The sequence below is a fragment of the Nocardiopsis sp. NPDC006938 genome (assembly GCF_042869555.1).
Taxonomy (GTDB): domain Bacteria; phylum Actinomycetota; class Actinomycetes; order Streptosporangiales; family Streptosporangiaceae; genus Nocardiopsis.
In genome coordinates, this window is the sequence record NZ_JBIAGA010000004.1 from 163,153 (window position 1) to 181,307 (window position 18,155).

10 protein-coding genes are annotated in these 18,155 nt (G+C 73.7%); 5 read left to right on the forward strand and 5 right to left on the reverse strand.

Annotation, left to right across the window (positions count from 1 at the left end):
* Positions 1-32: 32 nt before the first annotated feature.
* Together ACFYL4_RS08190 and ACFYL4_RS08195 are read right to left on the reverse strand one after the other, a co-directional pair.
* Positions 33-1,343 carry an AI-2E family transporter gene (locus ACFYL4_RS08190; RefSeq protein ID WP_387517417.1) on the reverse strand — a complete coding sequence of 437 codons (1,311 nt, stop codon included), beginning with the start codon at positions 1,341-1,343 and terminating at the stop codon, positions 33-35.
* A 188-nt stretch (positions 1,344-1,531) separates the two neighbouring features.
* The gene (locus ACFYL4_RS08195) at positions 1,532-2,332 is read right to left on the reverse strand and encodes a Dyp-type peroxidase (RefSeq protein ID WP_387517793.1); all 801 of its coding nucleotides are present in this window, start codon (positions 2,330-2,332) and stop codon (positions 1,532-1,534) included.
* A gap of 407 nt (positions 2,333-2,739) precedes the next feature.
* On the opposite strand from ACFYL4_RS08195, the gene ACFYL4_RS08200 reads away from it, so the two are divergent.
* Positions 2,740-4,209: a PQQ-binding-like beta-propeller repeat protein gene (locus ACFYL4_RS08200; protein ID WP_387517419.1), complete on the forward strand. Its 1,470-nt coding sequence runs from the start codon at positions 2,740-2,742 to the stop codon at positions 4,207-4,209.
* 21 nt (positions 4,210-4,230) lie between these two features.
* Here ACFYL4_RS08200 and ACFYL4_RS08205 read toward each other — a convergent pair whose 3' ends face one another.
* Positions 4,231-6,519, reverse strand: a complete 2,289-nt coding sequence (locus tag ACFYL4_RS08205) for a hypothetical protein (protein ID WP_387517422.1) — start codon at positions 6,517-6,519, stop codon at positions 4,231-4,233.
* Between the two features lie 100 nt (positions 6,520-6,619).
* Between ACFYL4_RS08205 and ACFYL4_RS08210 the strand changes: the two genes are divergently transcribed.
* Entirely contained in the window at positions 6,620-8,065 is a 1,446-nt protein-coding gene (locus tag ACFYL4_RS08210) for a PQQ-binding-like beta-propeller repeat protein (RefSeq protein WP_387517424.1), read from the forward strand.
* Here ACFYL4_RS08210 and ACFYL4_RS08215 read toward each other — a convergent pair.
* On the reverse strand, positions 8,014-10,293 hold the full coding sequence (locus tag ACFYL4_RS08215) for a DUF3488 domain-containing protein (RefSeq protein WP_387517426.1): 2,280 nt from the start codon (positions 10,291-10,293) through the stop codon (positions 8,014-8,016). The genes ACFYL4_RS08210 and ACFYL4_RS08215 overlap by 52 nt on opposite strands.
* 185 nt (positions 10,294-10,478) lie before the next feature.
* Between ACFYL4_RS08215 and ACFYL4_RS08220 the strand changes: the two genes are divergently transcribed.
* From ACFYL4_RS08220 to ACFYL4_RS08230, 3 genes are all read left to right on the forward strand, one after another.
* A complete protein-coding gene (locus tag ACFYL4_RS08220; protein WP_357765578.1) occupies positions 10,479-10,973 on the forward strand; it encodes a GNAT family N-acetyltransferase in 495 nt (164 codons plus the stop codon).
* A gap of 232 nt (positions 10,974-11,205) precedes the next feature.
* Positions 11,206-13,374 (forward strand): fibronectin type III domain-containing protein, encoded by a 2,169-nt coding sequence (locus ACFYL4_RS08225; RefSeq protein ID WP_357765580.1) that lies wholly within the window; start codon positions 11,206-11,208, stop codon positions 13,372-13,374.
* A 41-nt stretch (positions 13,375-13,415) separates the two neighbouring features.
* Complete coding sequence (locus tag ACFYL4_RS08230) at positions 13,416-13,871, forward strand: hypothetical protein (RefSeq protein ID WP_357765583.1); 456 nt, start codon at positions 13,416-13,418, stop codon at positions 13,869-13,871.
* Positions 13,872-14,087: 216 nt separating this feature from the next.
* On the opposite strand, the gene eccCa is transcribed toward ACFYL4_RS08230, so the two are convergent.
* Positions 14,088-17,975 (reverse strand): type VII secretion protein EccCa, encoded by a 3,888-nt coding sequence (gene eccCa / locus ACFYL4_RS08235; protein WP_387517795.1) that lies wholly within the window; start codon positions 17,973-17,975, stop codon positions 14,088-14,090.
* Positions 17,976-18,155 lie beyond the last annotated feature (180 nt).

Here is an 18,155-nt window from a genome sequence, read left to right on the forward strand (position 1 = left end):
GGTCCCCGGGCTGCGATCCCCAGGCCGCGGCCTCAGGCCGGGGGAGGGGTCGGCCCGCCCCCGGCCCGTTCGGACCCGCCTCCGGCCCGTTCGGACCCGCGCGCGTCCACGTCGGAGTAGTCGGAGGGACGCACCGCGCGGTTGCGCAGGAGCGCGGCCAGGACCGCCGCGATCGGCGTGGCCAGGAACAGCCCCGCGATGCCGCCGAGGATGCCGCCGACCGTGACCACGATCAGCACCACGGCGGACGGCAGTTCCAGGGCCCGTCCGTAGATGCGCGGCGCGAACACGTTGCTCTCCAGCTGCTGCACGAGCAGGACCGCCCCAAGCACGATCAGCGCCACCACCCAGTTCTCCGTCACGAGCGCCACCAGTACCGCCAGCAGTCCGCTCAGGAAGGCGCCGATGATGGGCAGGAACGCGCCCACGAACGTGAGCACGATCAGCGGGATGGCCAGGCTCGTGTCGATGAGCAACAGCAGGGCGATACCGATGCCGATCGCGTCGATCACGCCCACCAGCGCCACCCCGCGCACGTAGTTGCCCATCACCTCGTAGGAGACGCGCGCCGAGTGGCGCAGGACCGGGCGGGAGCGCACCGGCAGCAGGCTCGCGATCCAGTCCATGAGCTTGTCGCCGGAGTGCACGAAGTAGATGGTCAGTACCAGGATCAGCACGATCCCGAGCACCACGCGGGTCACGGCGGTGGTCGCCGTCCACGCGCCGCTCAGGATCTGGTTGCTGTTCTCGGTGATCAGCGACTGCACCTGTTCCCAGGCGCTGTCGATCGCGTCGGTGAGCAGGGCCGGGTCCAGACCGAACGGCAGGGCCATGGACTGGAGCTGGGAGACGGCGCTGTTGACGCTCTCCACCAGGTCGTCGAAGCTCGCGATCGCCGGGGTCACGATGAGGGTGACCGCACCGCTGTAGACCGCCAGCGCGACCAGCATGGTGATGGCCGTGGACGACCCCCGTCCGAACCCGCGCCGCCTGATCGGGTTGGGGCGGCGCAGCCAGTTGGCCAGGGGCATCAGCAGCGCGGTGAGGAAGACCGCGATGATCAGGGGGAGCGTGACCACCGACACGCGGGTCAGGGCGAAGATCAGCAGGCCCGCCACCACGCCGATCACCAGGACGCGCCAGGAGACGTCGGCCGCCACGCGGAGCAGGTCGCCCGCGCGGGTGCCGTCGTCGGCGTCCGCGGGCCCGTCCGCCGCCGGGGGCTCCCCGGCGCTCTCCCGGGCCCCCTCCCTGGTCTCCTCCCGCTCCTGCTCGATACGGGACCTGCGGGTGGCGTTCCACTTGTTCACGAGGGCCCCCACACCCGGCCACTGGGCTTGCACATGCGCTCCGATCTCCGGTCGGCGCGGACCGTCGTCACACGCCAGGAACCGTGTCGACGGGGGACGCCGCAACCAGGCGTGGTCGAACCGCGACACGGAGTGACACAGAGTCTGGCGTCCGTGCGCGCCGCGTGCGGGGAGGCGCGCGTGGCGTCACCGGATGGGCGTGTCGCCCCGGTGTGCCCCGCTCACCCGCCGCTGTCGCCGTCGCCGAAGTCGCGGGCCCGGGGAGGAGCCTCCAGGAACTCCTCGGTGGGCACGTGGAACAGGCCGCCCGTCACCGCGGTGGACACGTCCAGGATGCGGTCGTGGTTCCCGGGAGGATCACCCAGGAACATGTTCCGCAGCATGCGCTCGGTGACGTCGGGGGTCCGCGAATAGCCGACGAAGTAGGTTCCCGACGCCCCCTCGGCCACCGAACCGAAGGCCATGTTCTCCCGGACGATCTTCAGCTCCCGCCCGTCCGGGCCGGTGATCGTGTTCAGCGCCAGGTGGGAGTCGGGGGCCTTGTCGTCGTCGGGGATCTCGACGTCGCTGAGCTTGTGGCGGCCGATCACCCGTTCCTGCTCCTCCACCGTCAGCGCGTTCCACGAGCCCAGGTCGTGGAGGTACTTCTGCACGATCACGTAGCTGCCCCCGGCGAACTCCGGGTCCTCGTCGCCGACCAGGACGGAGGCCACGGCCAGCGCCCCCTCGGGGTTCTCGGTGCCGTCGACGAACCCGAGCAGGTCCCGCTGGTCGAAGAAGCGGAAGCCGTGCACCTCGTCGACCAGGTCCGCGTGCCCCTCGAGCCGTTCCATGACCCTGCGGGCCAGCTCGAAGCACAGGTCGGCGCGTTCGGCGCGCACGTGGAACAGCAGGTCGCCCGGTGTGGACACCGCGCGGTGCCGGGCCCCGTCCAGGGCGCGGAAGGGGTGCAGCCCCGCCGGTCGCGCGCCCTCGTACAGGCGGTCCCACAGGCGCGACCCGATGCTGACGGTGCAGCTCAGGTCGTCCCCGGGGCGAACGGAACCCCACGGTCCGGCGCAGCCCCGCCATGTCGGACAGCAGGTCGAGAATCGGACCCTCCCCTCCGTCGCGCACCGTCACGACCAGGAAGAGCGCCGAACCCGGGGGCGTCACGACCACCCGCTGTGGTGTGTACCGGTGCGCCACACGCACCACCTCCGTCACTGGTCCGGGAGCGTCGCTCGGTCCGCCCCCGCGCAGGTCAACCGTGGTGTGCCGGGGAGCCTCCGGGCGGGCTCAGGCTAACACCCGGGCGACCGTTCCACCGGGAGCCGCGACCCCGCGTCCGTGCCGGGTTCTCCAAGCCGTGCCACGGGGCGATCGGGCGCCTCGTACGACGGTGAGGTCCCCTCAGGGCGGCGCCGACACCGCCCGCTACGATGCGCGCATGACCACCGCTGTTCAGTCACCACCCTCCCCTTCCCCGCGCCGCCCCGCCCTGCCCGTCCTCGGGCTGGTGAGCGCCCTCGTGCTCTCCGCCTGCTCCACGGACGGGGCGGACGGCCCCCCGCCCTCGGTGATCAGTCCGGAGGCCCTGGTCACCTGTGAGGACAACGGTGACTGCGGTGAGGCGGGCGCGGTGCGCTGGTCGGTGCCCCTGGAGGGCGACCACCGGCTGTTCCGCGAACCGGAGTGGCCGTCGGAGGTGGTGCCCCCGGAGCTGTGGATGGACCGGGGCCTGCGGGCTCCCGGTGCCGTGGCCGCGGACGGGACGCTCTACTACCACGGCGACTCCCGGGTCACCGCGAGGGCCGCCGACACAGGTGCCGAACTGTGGTCGGAGGCGTTCGACGAGCCGGTCGCGAGTGTGGACACGGCGGGGGAGACCGTGGTGGTGCGGACACGAGGACCCGGGGAGGAGGGCGCCCCCGTCCACCTGCTCCGATCCGCCGGTGACGGGGTCGAACACCTGGGCACGGAGGTGCCGGACGACCTGGCCGACGTCTGGGTCCGCGGCAACGACACCCACGTGGCCGTGGGTGAGGAGCACGAGGACACCCGTGCGCGCGGCCCGCGCCGCGTCCTCCTGCTCGACGCCGCCACCGGTGCGGTGGAGTGGTCCGACGAGGTCGCCGGAACCCTGCTCAACACGAACCTCGCCGCCGACAACGCGCTGTACCTGGCGGTACCGCTGAAGGACTCCGAGGACGGGCCCTCCCGGATCGCCCGGGTCGTGGACGGGCGGGAGGACCTCGTGTTCGAACGTCCGGAGGAAGCCGGAGGCGACTCGTACGACCTGTGGGCGACCGACACCGGAGAGGTGGTGTTCAACACCGGGCGGTGTGAATGGCGTGCGATCGGATGCGACACGCGCGGGCTCGTCGCGGTGGAGGCCGACACCGGCCGCACGCTCTGGCACAGGGAGGGGACCGGGTCGGTCGTCTCCCTGACCACGGACGGCGGCGCCACGCTCCTGCACGTCGCACGGGGCGGCGGCTACCGCACCGTCGACGCGCGCACCGGGGAGGTGGTGGCGGAGCGGACCGAGGCCGCGGCCGAGACCGACGCCCTGTTGCCCGCGTTCACCGGACAGAGGCAGGACCCCGCCGAGGCCCTGCCCCCGGAACTGCGCGCGGACGACGGCGCCGTGCCCGAGGAGGACGCCACCCGGGCGCAGGAGGCCCTGGACCTGGTCCCCGCCGAGCTGCGGGGACCCGGGATGGAGCGCCCGGTGGTCCTCGACGGACTGGCCGCCGGAACCCGGCACCTCACCACCTACCTGGACGCGGACGGCCACGTGCTCGGAGCCTTCCTGGGGTGCGCGCCCGACGGGGTCCGGCCGCCCTCCTGGGACGCGGCCAGCCCCGAGGCGGAGTGCGCGGCGCCCCGCCTGTTCACCGTCGACTACGGACTCTGACACCGCGCGGGGAAGCGGGGATCAGGCTCCGGGCGAGACGTCCGCGCTGCCGGGGGCCGCGCCGCAGAGGGGGTCGAGACAGCGCACGTACTCGGAGACGACCCGGTCCTCCCGCAACCAGCTCGCGGGGTCGGCCTGGGCCCACAGCAGGTGCGGGCGGTCGTCCTCGTCCAGGGTCAGCGCCGTCAGCGCCGGTTCCTCCGTGAAGTCGCGCAGGGGCACCGTCTCCGTCTCGGCGCACCCCGGGTCCAGACAGGAGACGAGTACGACCCGCTCATCGGCCATGTCGAAGGTGACGAGCTGGGGGTTGCCCCGGGAGTCGATCGCCAGCCCCGGTACGGGGCGGGCCCAGCCGGGCCCGGTCAACGCGCGGTCGGTGGACTCGGCGCAGGCGGCGTCGTGACAGTCCACCACGTGCGCGGCACCGCCCTGGGCGACCCGGTAGGCGACCACCGGGGTGCCGTCGGGGCGGTACTCCACACGGGCGCCGAACCGGGACAGCAGACGGTCCTCGTACTCGTTCACCAGGGAGGCCGGGGCCACCTCGGTGACCTCCGGTTCGCCGCACGACGTGTCGGGGCAGTGGACCAGGGTCACCCCGCCGTGGGCGCCGTCGTAGGCCGCGACCGCGAACCCGCCTTCGGGAGAGGCCGCCACGTCCAGGAGCGTCCCGTCCGCGAGGAAGCCCCCCACGCGGATCTCGCCGGGCACGTCCACGGTGGTCGGGGCGGAACACGCGGTGTCCTCGCACACGTGCACGGCCAACCCGCCCACGTCGTCCAGACCGTGGAGTTCGTCCGTGCGGGGGTCGGGGCGCACGTAGGAGGCGACGACCCACCCCCCGTCCAGGGGCGCGACCGCGCTGTAGGTGTCGTAGTGGTCGCCGCCGAAGTGGCGCAGCGGTGTTCCGGGGCTGCCCTCCGAGCACGCCACGGCGTCGGGCCCGGAGCACTCCGTCAGGTAGAGGCCGGAGTCCTCGTGCGGCGCGTTCTGGTCGTCCTCGTGCCGGTACTCCCGCCAGTTGGTGTACACGAACCCGGCGTCCCCGGCCGGAGCCGCCCCGGCACCCCGGGTCCACAGGCCGTCGCCGACCGGGGCGCAGTCGGGGTCGCAGACCGACGCCAGCACCGTCCTGCCCGCGTGCGTGACCAGGGCGTCGTCGCCGCGACCGGCCATGGCGACGGTGACCTCGGGGTTGGTCAGGCCCTCCACCGGGCTGGTGAACACCCGGGGGGTGTCCGTGGCCCACAGGGCGACCGGTGTGAGCGCCGTCGGCACGAGTACCGCCAGGGCCAGCAGCACGGGGACGGCGAGCGCGCGCCCGCGTGGAACGGCCCGAGGGGCGGCCTCCTCGGGTACGTGCCCGGGCAGTTCCCGGTCCGCCGCCGCCAGGTCCAGGTCCCGGTGGGCCGTCCACGGCCGCCCCGTGCTGTCCAGCGTCGCGGGGACGGTCACCAGCACCGCCCACAGGGGGGCCAGCAGGGCCCCGAACAGGGCGAGCGCGACCATGACCGGGTAGGGGTCCACGGGCAGGTGCGCCGCCCACGTCGCCAGACGCTCCTCGGCCCGGTTCACCAGGTAGCCACCGCCGAAGGCCAGACCCACGAAGACCACGTGCGACGCGCGCCGGTGCCGCCCCATCACCCAGGAGACGGCCACCGCACGGAAGGTCCCGTGCCCCTCCAGCAGGGCGGCGGGGAGCGCCACGGTCAGGACGGCCTGGGAGTACACGGCAGGCGGTACCAGCACCGCCAGGACCAGCCACGGTGTGAACTCCAGGACGAACAACCCGGTGAACAGCAGCCCCAGGACGACCGACGCCCACACCAGCATGAGGAGGAGCCACCCCAGGACGGTCGGATAGCGCCGGAGCGCCCGGCGCCAGGCGGCCCCGACCGGGACACGGCGGCCCAGGAGCGCCCCCGCGGCGACCAGCACGGCTCCGCCCAGGGCCACGGGAGCGACGGCCAGAGCGGTGACGAGGGCCAGCCCCAGGAGCACCCAGAGACCGGTACCGGGGTCGCCCCGCGTCTCGACGGCCCCGTTGACCACCACCGTGTCCGCGGCGGCCCACAGGAACGCCGCCTCACCCACCAGCACCGCGGGCAGCAGGGGCACCGCGGTCACGACCACCAGGGGCCACAGCCGACGAACGTAGGCGGCCGCCACCGCGGGGAACGCGGCGGGCACGCTCCTGACCAACCGCAGGCCACCACGGTCGCCGGGCCCGGAGAGCGGCGCTTTCGGTGAGTCCGCGGGCGCGTTCCCGGCTGCGAGCGAACCCTCCGGCGGCCTGTCGTCCGACTTCATGACTCCCTCTCCGATGTGACGTCCGGTGCCCGGGCAGGATAGTGAGCGACCGGACGCGTCCCGTTACCGGGGTGACGGTCCGACTCGCTACGATGCGCGCATGTCCACCCCGGTTCGCCCTTCCTTCTCCGTCGGGAGCGCCCGGCGCCGCCGCCGCGCCCTGACCGCCTTCGGCCTGACGGGGGCGCTCCTGCTCACGGGGTGCTCCACCGAGGAGCCCGAACGCGAGCCGGTGGCGGAGGAGGCCACCGTGATCAGCCCGGACACGCTCGTCACCTGTTCGGACACGGGCGACTGCGGTGCGCCGGGCGCGCTGCGCTGGTCACTGCCCCTGGAGGGGGAGTACGTGCTGCACCTGCCCGAGGACGGGCTCGTGCGGACCCCGCTGGCCCGGCTCTACCCGGTCGACCTCCTGGTTCCCCAGGAACACGTGAACGCCGGAGCCACGGTTCGCGACGGGGTGCTCCACTACCAGGAGCACGGGCGCTTCCGGGCGTTCGACCTGGCCACCATGGAGGAGCTCTGGGCCGAGGAGGTCGACCCCGGGCGCGCCTTCCGGGTCCACGCGACCCAGTGGGTGGGGGAGCGGTTGGTCGTCCACGCCGGGGACAACCGGGAGTGGGAGGGGACGACGTACCTCCTCGCCCCCGGAACGGACTCCCTGGAGTGGGAGGCCGTCGACGCCGACACCGGGATCGTCCTCCGGGGAACACCTCCCGCCAACGACACCCACGTCCTGCTGGAGGGCGTGCGGGACTCCGGAACCCACCACCTGGTCGACGCGGCCACCGGAGCGGTGGAGTGGTCGGCCTCCCTCGGCGGTGAGCCCGTACCGGGCACCCTGACCGACGACGCCGCGTTCGTGGTCGCGAGCCAGGACGACGGTCCCCGTCTGCTCCGCCGGGTGGACCTGGCGGACGGACGGGTCACGGACGAGGTCCCGCTTCCCGAGGGGCTCGCCAGCCGGGATCACGCGGCCCTCAGCCCGGACGGGGGCCTCCTGGTCGATGACGTCGGCGCGGTGGACACCGACACGGGCGAACTGCTGTGGACCCACGCGGAGGAACCCGTCTCCGCCCGCTCCGGGTTCGAGTGGCGGGCGCGGTTCCCCGTGGACGACCCCGGCCTGGTGTACGTCCAGAACGGCGAGAGGACCCGGGTGCTGGACGCGCGCACCGGCGAGACGGTTCGGGAGGAGGCCCCCGACCCCCCGGCGGACCTCTTCGGGGCACGGCAGCTCTGGTTCGTGGACGGCTTCGACCGCGACGCCCACAGCCAGTACCGGGCCCCCGTCCAGGCCTACGGGCCCGGGGTGGGGGACGACCTCCTGATCGAGACGGCCGCCGGAACGCACTACCTCACCACCTACCGGGCCGACGACGGCGCCTACGTCGGCGTGTACCAGGGGTGCGCCCCCGACGGCATGCGCGCACCGGAGCTGGACGATCCCACCCCGGCGCGCGTGTGTGACGCCCCGCGTCTGTTCGCCGTCGATCACGGCGTGGCGGGCGACGTCCCGCAGTCGGGGTCGGCGCAGGTGAGGTAGCGGGACGTGGCGTTGGTCGGGCCGTGGCCCTCCGTCCACCACCCCACTCCCCAGACCATGTGCGGCCGGTCCCGCGAGTCCAGGGCGAGGGCGGTGACCACGGGCCCCTCCTGAAACCCGAGGTCGATCAGCGGCCGGGTGTCCGTTTCCGCGCAGGGACGGTCCAGACAGGTGACGAGGGTCAGTCTCTCGTCCCGCAGGCCCGGGGTCAGCAGCCGCACCTGGTCCCGGGAGTCGACCGCCAGCCCCGGTACGGGGCGCGACCACCCCGGACCGGTCACCGCCGTGTCCGTGAACTCCGAACACTCCGCGTCGCGGCAGTCCACCACCCGCGCCTCGCCGCTGACCGCGTCCCGGTAGGCGACCACGGGGGAGCCGTCGGAGCGGTGCTCGACCCGCGCGCCGTACCTCGCCGTGAGGTCGTGTTCGTTCTCGGTCCGGAACCGGTCGCCGACCAGCTCGGTCACCTCGGGGTCCGAGCAGTCGTCGTCGGCGCACGTCACGAGCGACAGCGCGCCGTAGGCGGCGTCCGCCACGGCCACCGCGAAACCTCCCCCGGGCGAGGTCGAGGCGTCGAGGTGGCTGACCTCCAACCGCGCGGCCCCTCCCTCGGTCAGGTCCAGGACACGCGGGTCCGCGCACGTGTCCTGCGCGCACACGTGCAGGCGCAGGCCTCCGACGTCCCCGTCGAAGGCCTCGTCCGGGTCGATCCGGTCGTCGGGAACCGTGTACGAGGCCACGACCAGACCCCCGGACGCCAGGGGCGCGACCGTCGACCGCGCCTGGTGGAGGTCGGTGACGACCGGACGCAGGTACACCTCGTCCGCGTCCGTGTCGCAGTCGAGGGCGTCCTCGCACACGGCGAGGTAGAGCCCCACCTCGTGACGGACCTCCTCGTCCCGGGTGAGAATCCTGTCGTGCGCCCACGTCCGCCAGTGGGTGCGCAGTAGACGGCCGTCCTCGACCGAGAACCCGGCACCGCGGTCGGCCCCCCACGCGTCGACGACGACCTCGCAGTCCGGGGCGCACCGTTCGACCAGGACGCTGCTGTGGGCCGCCCCGACCAGCGCCCCCTCCTCCGTCGCGGCGATCTCCACCGTCTGGACGTCCCCGGTCACGGTCGGGAGTGGCGAGGTCGTGAGTTCGGGCAGCCCGAAGGGGTTGGCGGTCAGCGCGGCCGGACCGAGCAGCGCGGGCACCACCAGGAGGACGGCCAGGGAGGGCGCCGTCACCAGGTGTCGGGCCCGTACCCGGGGCGCACCGGAACGCGCGGCGTCGGCCGCGGGGAGCGAGCGCCCGACCCGGGCGAGGTCGAGGGCGGGCGGGGTGATGTACCAGTGCGCCGGTACGCCCGCGTAGACGGCCGGGGCGCAGATCAGCAGCAGCGAGAGCGGGGCCGCCAGCACCGACGCGGCCGTGGTGACGCCGACGAGGACGAGGTCGCCCTCGGACCAACCGGACCAGCGCAGCAGTGAGCGCTCCAGCACCGGGCCGAACAGCACCGAGACACCCAGCGCCGCGCCCACCAGCGCCATGTGCGTCCTCCAACGGTGCCGTCCCACCCTCCAGGCGAGAACCAGTCCGCGGACGGGGCCGCGCCCCTCCAGGAGGGCCGCCGGAAGCGCCACCGACAGCGGGGTGAGCACGAACAGGGTCGGGGGCAGTACCACTGTCGCGACCAGTAGCACGGGCCACTCCCACGAGAGCATCCGCAGCGCGAGCGCGGCCGCCGCGCCCACCACGGCGAGGAGAGCCAGAGTCCAGGCCAGGGTGGTCGGATAGCGGCGGAGGGCGCACCGCCAGGCGTCGCGCACGGAGATCCGCCGACCGAGCAGGGCTCCGCCGCCGAGCAGGACCGATCCACCGATCGAGATCGGCGCGAGCAGCAGCGCGAGCACCGCCAGGCCCGCCAGGATGACGAGCGCGGGGCCCCCGGTCGGGTCGGCGGTGCTCTCCAGGGCCCCGTCGAGATAGGCCCCCTCCCGCGCGGGCCAGACCACGTGGAGTTGGGCGGCCAGGACCAGCGGCGCGAGCGGAACCCCGGACACGACCAGAAGGGCCCCCAGGTGGCGCGCGTACACCCCGGCCACACGGGCGAACAGGTCCGGCAGCTCCCGCTCCAGGACGAGGTCGGCGGGCGCGACCTCCTCCTCCGTGGGCGCCGGGTCGTCCGCCTCCCCGCCGTCGGCGTCGTCGCCCCGGTACGGTCCCGATCCCGGCTGATCCATCATCTCCCCTTGTGCCCCGGTCTGTCGTGCGACGGCAGACTACTGGTCCGCAAGAGCCGACCGCGCACTCACCGTGAGTCCGCGTGACGGACGGTCCGGCTCCGCGCGCGGACGGGGCCGGTGCCGTGTCCCGCGCCCGGAAAACCCGTGGCGGCTCCGCGCCGCGCCCTCTAAGGTGCCTTCTCATGACCGAAACACCTTCCCCCGGCACCACCTCCCCCGACACCACCACGACGCGCCTGGTCGAGATCACCGACGACAACTTCGGGGCCGCGAACCGCATCAAGGTCCACGAGGCGCAGGAGCAGTTCGTCGCCCCCGTCCTGTACTCCCTGGCGCAGGCCTACACGCAGCGCGACACCGCCTGGCCCCGACTGCTCATGGACGGAGACGAGGCGGTCGGCTTCGTCATGGCGACCTTCGCTCCCGAACACGAGGACCCCGACTGCCGGGCCGACCTGTGGCGGCTCAACATCGCCAAGGAACACCAGGGCCGCGGCTACGGGCGCCGCGCGGTCGAAGGCGTCGTCGAGGAGGCCCGGCGCCGGGGGTTCACCCGCGTCACCGTCTCCTGGGTACCGGGAGAGGGCAGCCCAGAGGGGTTCTACCTGGCGCTGGGCTTCGAGAAGACCGGACGCGTGGAGGACGGGGAGACCATCGCGGCCCTCCGGATCGGCTGACCCGGGCGGCGGGCGCTGATCCGGATTCCCCGGCGGAATCCGGAACCGGACCGGGGGTTCGGAGCATCGGAGAAGACGAAACCAGACGGCCCCCCGGTGCGTTGACGACGCACCCGCCGTCTGGTTTCGTACAGGAATCCGACACCCCGGGCACCCCCCAGCGAACCCCCCAGTCCCACCTCCTCCGCCACGGGAGGCCGGACACGTCCGCGGAAGCCGAAGGAGTACGTGGATGGTGAGCCGTAGGACGGCCAGCCCCGACGCCACCCCCCGTGAGCGGGGCCGGTCCCGACGCCTGCTCGGCTCCCTCGCCCGGCGCACCCGCGCCGGGTCCTCGGGGCTCGTGCTCAGCCTCATGGCCACCGCCCTGGTCAGCACGGCCTTCGGGGTCGGCGCCCTGGGCCGGTCCGACGACATGTCCGACGGCGCGGCCTGGCTGTGGAACGCCGCCACCAGCGAAGCCGTCCGCATCAACGGCAACAACGCCGAGATCGACCTCGTGGCCTCCCTGCCCGAGGCGGGCGACGGGCCCGTGGAGATCGAACAGAGCGACGACTACCTGATCCTCACCGACCCCCTCACCGGCAAGGTCACCTCGGTCGACCTCAACGACCTCGGCTTCTCCGGCAGACTCGAACTGGGCTCCGGAGACTTCGGCGTGGTGCTCGGACGCCAGAGCGCCGTGGTCATCGACCGCGCGGGCGGTGAGATCCGGGCCGTGGACCCCGCCACCCTCCAGGCCACGGGGGCCTCCCTCACCCTGGAGGGGCCCCTGGTCGGCGGCGCCTTCGACGACTCCGACACCCTGTGGGTGGGCGCTCCCACCCTGGGCCACGCCGTCGGGATCACCGTCAGTGAGGGCGAGGCCGCCGTCGCCCAGACGGTCGCCGTCGCCTCACCGGGCTCCGACATCGGCGTCACCGTCTTCGACGACGGCGCGCTGGCCGTGGACCGGGGCGGCGACCAGGTGGTGGCCATGCGCTCGGGAGACGACCCCGTGATGGTCACCATGCCCGCACCCATGCGCGACTCCGCCATGCCTGCCCGCACACGTGGGGAGATGGCCGCCGTCACCAAGACCGAGGACGACGAGATCGTCACGCTCCTGCACCCCCACGGCGCGGCCGAGACCACGCTGTTCCCGGTCGGCCGACCCGGCGGCGGCGTCGCCGTCCCCTTCTCCGGACGCGTCTACGTGCCCTTCGAGGCGGAGGGCCTCGTCCGCTCCTACGCGCCCAACGGCCGTGAACTGGACACCGTCACCCTGCCCGGAGCCGAGGGGGCGCTGGAACTCCAGGCGCGCGAGGGCAGCCTGTTCGTCAACTCCCCGGAGACCGGCGTCGCCGCCGTGGTGGACGAGTCCGGTCAGGCCACCCTGGTGGACACCGACGACCCCCCGCCCGGCCCCGGCGAGATCCGCGGCGACACCACCGCGCCCGACCCCGTGGCGCCCGCGCCGCCCACCGGACCGACCGGCGGGACGCCCGACGGACCCGGACCGGAGGAGGGCGGCGGCGACGGGCCCACCGAGGAGGAGACCGGCGCCCCCGCCTCCGAGGGAGGGGGCGAGACCGCGCCCGCCACGGGCCCGCCCGGGGCTCCCACCCCCGTCACCGCGGAGGCCGGGGACGCCAGCGTCGAACTCAGCTGGCCCGAGGCCTACTCTCCGGACGCGCCGGTGGAGTCCTACACGATCACCTGGGAGGGCGGTGAGACCACGGTCGGCGGTTCCGAGCTGCACACCGTGGTCACCGGCCTGGACAACGGCACGGCCTACCGGTTCCGGGTGAGCGCCGCGAACACGCACGGCACCGGACCCGCCGCCCAGTCCCCGCAGGTGACGCCCGGTGCGCAGGCGCCGGGCTCCCCCGGCGCCGTCACCGTGGAGGCCACCGGCAACGAGACCGCCACCGTGTCCTGGACCGGCGCGGACGACGCGGCGGACTACCTCGTCTCCGCCACGGCCGACGGTGCCCCCGCCCCCAGCAACCGCACCACCGGGGAAACCGCCCTGGAGGTCACCGGGCTGGTACCGGGAGCCACCTACACGTTCAGCGTCACCTCACGGGGCGACGGCGGTGTCGTCGGTGAGTCGGCCACGGGTCCCCCGGTGACCATGCCCGAGGTCGAGGTGGGTACCCCCGGAGGGGTCGCGCACAGCGTGTCGGGCACCTCGGTGACCGTCACCTGGACGGCGGCGGAGAACGCCGAGGGCTACCGGATCACCCCGCACGGCGACGGTGTGGAGATCGGCTCCGAGACCACGGTGGAGGCCGGGGCCGCGTCCCACACCTTCACCCGGGTCGACCAGCGGTGCTTCTCGTTCACGGTCACCGCCCTGGGGTCGGGGACCACGGAGGGCGGCTCCGCGCGGAGCACCCCGGCCTGTGAGAGGTGGTAGCGGTGTCGCACGAGTCAACGGATCGGGCGGGGAGGACGGCTGTGCCGAGGACCGTGAACAAGAGGGGGCGCTGGGCGGCGGTGGCGGCCGCCGCCACGCTGGTGGCGTCCGGGATGGTGCTGACCTCCTCCACTGCGGCCCAGGGCGCCTCTCCCGCGGACCAGTGCACGGCGGCCCACCCGAGGGACGACGCGCCCGCGTACACGCAGGACGCCGACGGGTGGCCCCTGTCGGTCCCGGGTGACCCCGGCGGCCAGGTCTACGTCTTCTACGAACCGACCTACGGCTACAACTGCGCGATCGTCGTCGCGAACAGCGACTCCGCCTACGTCGACATCGGCCTGCGCCGCAGCGACGGAGGGGCTCCCCAGTGGCGGGACGGCACCGGGGCGAGCGCGGGTCCGGTCCTGATCGAGGCCATGAACGTGTGCATCGACGTCACGGCCGCCGTGGGGGAGCGCTCCCTCACCGTCAGGGACACCAACTGCGGGGCCTGACCCCCTGAGGCAGGGGAGCAGAACGCCCCGGCGGCGCCTTCACGGACGGCGCCGCCACCACCCGTGGTGCTTCCGGAGCCGGGCGTCCCGGTCTCCCCCTCGGTGACGCGCCCCGACACCCGGTGCGGCCCGGTGCCAGTGGGCCCCGGGCGTCCGGCACGCCCTGCTGCTCCCGGGGCCCGCCGATCGGCGGGCCCCAGGGGGCGTGGGCCGAACTCACTCCACCGGATCGGTCCAGGCCACCTGCACCTGCTCGGCGGGGCGACCCCGGCGCGCCAGCAGGGCCCGGCCCTGGGGGAGGCGGCGGGAGACGACCCCGTTGGCGAGCCGTCCCTCCATCCGGTCGCCGGAGAACAGCACGCCCGGTGTGGCCATGTCGGTGAGGGTCTGGGAGACCGGTTCGTACATCGATCTCGACGCCCCGCCCGTCCGCCGGGCCGTGACCAGGTGCAGCCCCAGGTCGGCGCCCTGCGTGAGCAGGTCCGCCAACGGTGCCAGCGGGTTGTTGCGCCCGGCCACCAGGTCCAGGTCGTCCACGAACACGAACACGTCCAACCCCTCCCACCAGCTGCGCTCACGCAGCTGACGGGGGGTGACGTCCGGGCCCGGCAGTCGCTCGCGCACCAGCCCGGCCAGCTCACCCGCCACGCCCTGGGTCTGTTGGGGACTCGTGCTGTACGCCAGCAGGTACTCCTCGGGCACCAGCCCCAGGTGCGCGCGCCGGTAGTCGACCATCACCACGCCCACCTCGCTGGCCGGGCGGGCGATCACCTGCCGGACCAGGGAGCGGATCAGCGTGCTCTTGCCGCTCTGCGGGTCGCCGAAGACCATCAGGTGCGGGTCCTCGCGGGGCCGGTACAGCGCGGGCCCCAGGTCGCCCTCGGCCATGCCCAGCACCAGATCCGTGCCCTGATGCCGGGGGAGCAGCTCCGTCAGCGGGACGAGGGCGGGCAGCACCCGTACCCGGCGCACCGGCGGGTCCGGCCACCGGGCCGAGAGCCGGGCCACCGCGTCACGCACTCCGTCCCCGAGGTCGGTGTCCTCGGCCACGCCGTCCAGCCGCGGCAGCGGCACCTGGACGAAGGCCTCGTCCGATCTCAACCCCCGGCCCGGCACGTCCTTGGGCATACGCTCGGCGACCTTGCGGCCGAACTGGGAGTCGAACGGGTCGGTCAGGCGCAGCTCGAACCGGCCGCCGAACAGCGACTGCAACTTCGTCCGGACCTGGTTGGCGGCGGAGCTGGTCAGCACCGTGTGCACACCCAGTGACGGGCCGCGCGAGACGATGTCGGTGAGGACGTCGTCCACGTCCGGGTAGGCCTCGCGCAGCCCCGCCCAGCCGTCGATGACCAGGAAGACGTCGCCGTGGGTACCGGAGGGCAGGCGCCCCTCGGCCCGGGCCCGGCGCAGCGCGGCGGAGGAGTCCAGCCTCGCCTGGCGGAAGACCTTCTCCCGCCGGTCCAGCTGGACGCGCACGTCGGCCAGGATGCGCTGCGCCAGTTCCAGGTCGGAGCGGCCCGCCACACCCGCCACGTGCGGCAGTTCGGCGAACGGTGCCAGGGAACCCCCGCCGAAGTCGATGGCGTACACGGCCACCCGGCCGGGCGGGTAGCGCCAGGCCAGACTGGCGATCAGGGTTCTGGCCAGGGTCGACTTCCCGGACTGCGGACCGCCCAGCACCACGACGTTGCTCTCCCCACCCGTGAAGTCGAGGTCGGCCGCGTACTGGCGCTGCTCGCGGGGCAGGTCGGCCAGGCCGATGATCGCCCGGACCTCCTCGGGGGCGGGTTCGTCGGGGGCGCCGTCCGACCCCGTCCGGACCTCGTCCACCCGCTCCAGGAGCTGGTCGAGGGTGAGGACGTCGGGGAGCGGCGGCACCCAGACCGGGCGCACGCGATCGCGCCCCGACTCCACGATCCGGTCCACCGCCACCTGGAGCGTGGTGGGAGCGTCCGCCTCCGGTGCGTCCGTGTCCGTGTCCGCCTGCTCCACGGGCCGAACCAGCGACGCCAGCCCGTTGAAGGAGATCAGCGGCAGGACCTGGGGCACCTCCTCGGTCTCCTCCTGGGCGGGCGGCACGTACGGCTGGGAGACCATGGCCGCCTTGAACCGCTCGAACACCGTGGTGTCGACCTTCAGGTAGCCGGAACCGGGCTCGGGCGGCAGGTGGTAGGCGTCGCCCACCCCGATCGCCTCGCGGCTCTCGGACTCCGAGAAGGTCCGCAGCCCGATCCGGTAGGACAGGTGGGACTCCAACCCCTTGATCTTGCCCGACTCCAGCCGTTGGGTGGCCAGCAGCAGGTGCACGCCGATGGACCGGCCGATACGGCCGATGGCCACGAACAGTTCGGCGAAGTCGGGGTGCGCGGTGAGCAGCTCGGAGAACTCGTCGATGATCACCAGCAGGTGCGGGAGCGGCTCCAGTTCGGGCCTGCGGGCCCGCGCCGCCTCGTAGGCGTGCAGGTTGGGCAGGTTCCCGGCGTCCTTGAGTACCTGCTGGCGCCGGTTGAGTTCGCCGAACATGGCCTCGCGGAAGCGCTCCACCAGACCGTCGTCGTCGGCCAGGTTGGTGATGAGCCCGGCGCTGTGCGGGAGCCGGTCGGTGTCGGCGAAGGTCGCGCCGCCCTTGAAGTCGACCAACAGCAGGGCGAGCTGGTCGGGCGGGTGGTTGATCACCAGCGACGCCACCAGCGTGCGCAGCATCTCCGACTTGCCCGAGCCGGTGGCGCCCACCACCAGCCCGTGCGGTCCCATGCCGCCGAACGCCGACTCCTTGAGGTCCAGCAGGACGGTGTTGGCCTCCGGTCCCACGCCGATCGGCACCCGCAGGAAGTCGCCGGTGCCCCGGGGCCGCCAGGCCCGCTCGGTGTCCAACCGGGCGACGTCGGGCACCCCGAGGATCTCGGGCAGCCCCACCGTGGCGTGCATGGTGTCGGAGCTGTCACCGGCGGCCAGCCGCAGCGGTGCCAGGGTCCGGGCCAGGGTGGTGAGCAGTCCGGGGCCGACCCGGTCGAGGGAGCCCTCCAGCGGGGGGTCGTCGTCCGTCCCGGGGCCCTCGCCCGGCCGCTGCGGCGCGCGCTCGCGGTCCTCCCGCAGGGTCCCGTCGGCGCCCACGTACAGCCGGGTGTCCACGTGGCCGGGCTCCTCCCGTCGGTCGCCCACCAGGAACACCAGGTGGATGCCGATGTCGGCCAGTGAGGTCACCGGCGGTTCCGCCGCGAGTCCGGACAGGGTCGCCTGGAACTCGCCGTCGACGAGCACCACCAGCCGCTGCGTACCAGGTCCGGGAGGAGCGCCCCGCCTGCGCTGCATGTCGATGGTGCGCTGCTCGATCTCGGCGGTCAGCAGCTCGGTCATCTCCACGGTGTGCCCCGCCACGAGCCTCGCGGGCAGCGGGCCGTCCCGGGCGCCGTCGAAGGTGTTGTGGGGCAGCCACTTCACCCAGTCCCACTCCGACGTCAGCCGCTGGTGGCGCACCACCCCGAGCCGGACGTCCTCGGCGGCGGTGAAGGTCACCAGCTGGGCCGCCAGGGCACGGGCCACCTGGCGTCCGGCGGCGCGGTCGCCGACCACCGAGACCACGCCGCACTCGCGCAGCCGCAGCACCAGGGGCTGCTCGGCCACCTCCGAGTACAGGTCGACGATCTGTTCGGCGATGCCCTGGCAGACCGGGTCGTAGACGATCAGCGGATTGGTGCGGTCGATGTTCAGGTTCAGCCGCCGGGCCAGCGGCCGGGTGCCCTCACCGACGCGCAGATCCAGGAAGTCGGGGTCGCCGGGGCGGCGCTCCCACCGCCGCGCCGTGAGCCGGGCGGTCTCCTCCAGCAGGTGCGGCTCGGGGTGCCGGAACAGCGCCGCGGCCCGTTGGAGCCCCGCCACCTCGCGCACGGTCTCGCGCAGGTGGTCCAGGTAGTCGAGGTAGCGTTCGCGCTGTTCCCGGATGCGCTTGCGCGGCCCGTTGCGCTGGGCGACGAACATGACGATGCCGACCGCGACACTGGCCAGCATGATCATGGCCCCGGCCACCGCGAACAGCGGCCGGTTGCCCAGGGTGATGGTCATCATCAGCGAGCCCGACCCGGTGATGATCGGCATGATGATCATCGCCGAGGAACTCGCCGCCGGGGGGTTCTCCGGTAGCTGCGGCGGGGTCGCGATCACCAGGGGTGTCCGGCCGGGGTCCGGGACCGCCGTACGGGCGGGCCGATGAACCAGCGTCGTCGTCACTGGCACCTCTCCTGTCACGTGCGCCCGGTACGCCGGGAACGCACTCTTGCTACCGTG

Coding starts and splice junctions, on each gene's coding strand:
- ACFYL4_RS08200 (WP_387517419.1), top strand. CDS start 2,740: ATGACCACCGCTGTTCAGTCACCACCCTCCCCTTCCCCGCGCCGCCCC.
- ACFYL4_RS08205 (WP_387517422.1), bottom strand. CDS start 6,519: ATGAAGTCGGACGACAGGCCGCCGGAGGGTTCGCTCGCAGCCGGGAAC.
- ACFYL4_RS08210 (WP_387517424.1), top strand. CDS start 6,620: ATGTCCACCCCGGTTCGCCCTTCCTTCTCCGTCGGGAGCGCCCGGCGC.
- ACFYL4_RS08215 (WP_387517426.1), bottom strand. CDS start 10,293: ATGGATCAGCCGGGATCGGGACCGTACCGGGGCGACGACGCCGACGGC.
- ACFYL4_RS08220 (WP_357765578.1), top strand. CDS start 10,479: ATGACCGAAACACCTTCCCCCGGCACCACCTCCCCCGACACCACCACG.
- ACFYL4_RS08225 (WP_357765580.1), top strand. CDS start 11,206: ATGGTGAGCCGTAGGACGGCCAGCCCCGACGCCACCCCCCGTGAGCGG.
- eccCa (WP_387517795.1), bottom strand. CDS start 17,975: ATGATCATCATGCCGATCATCACCGGGTCGGGCTCGCTGATGATGACC.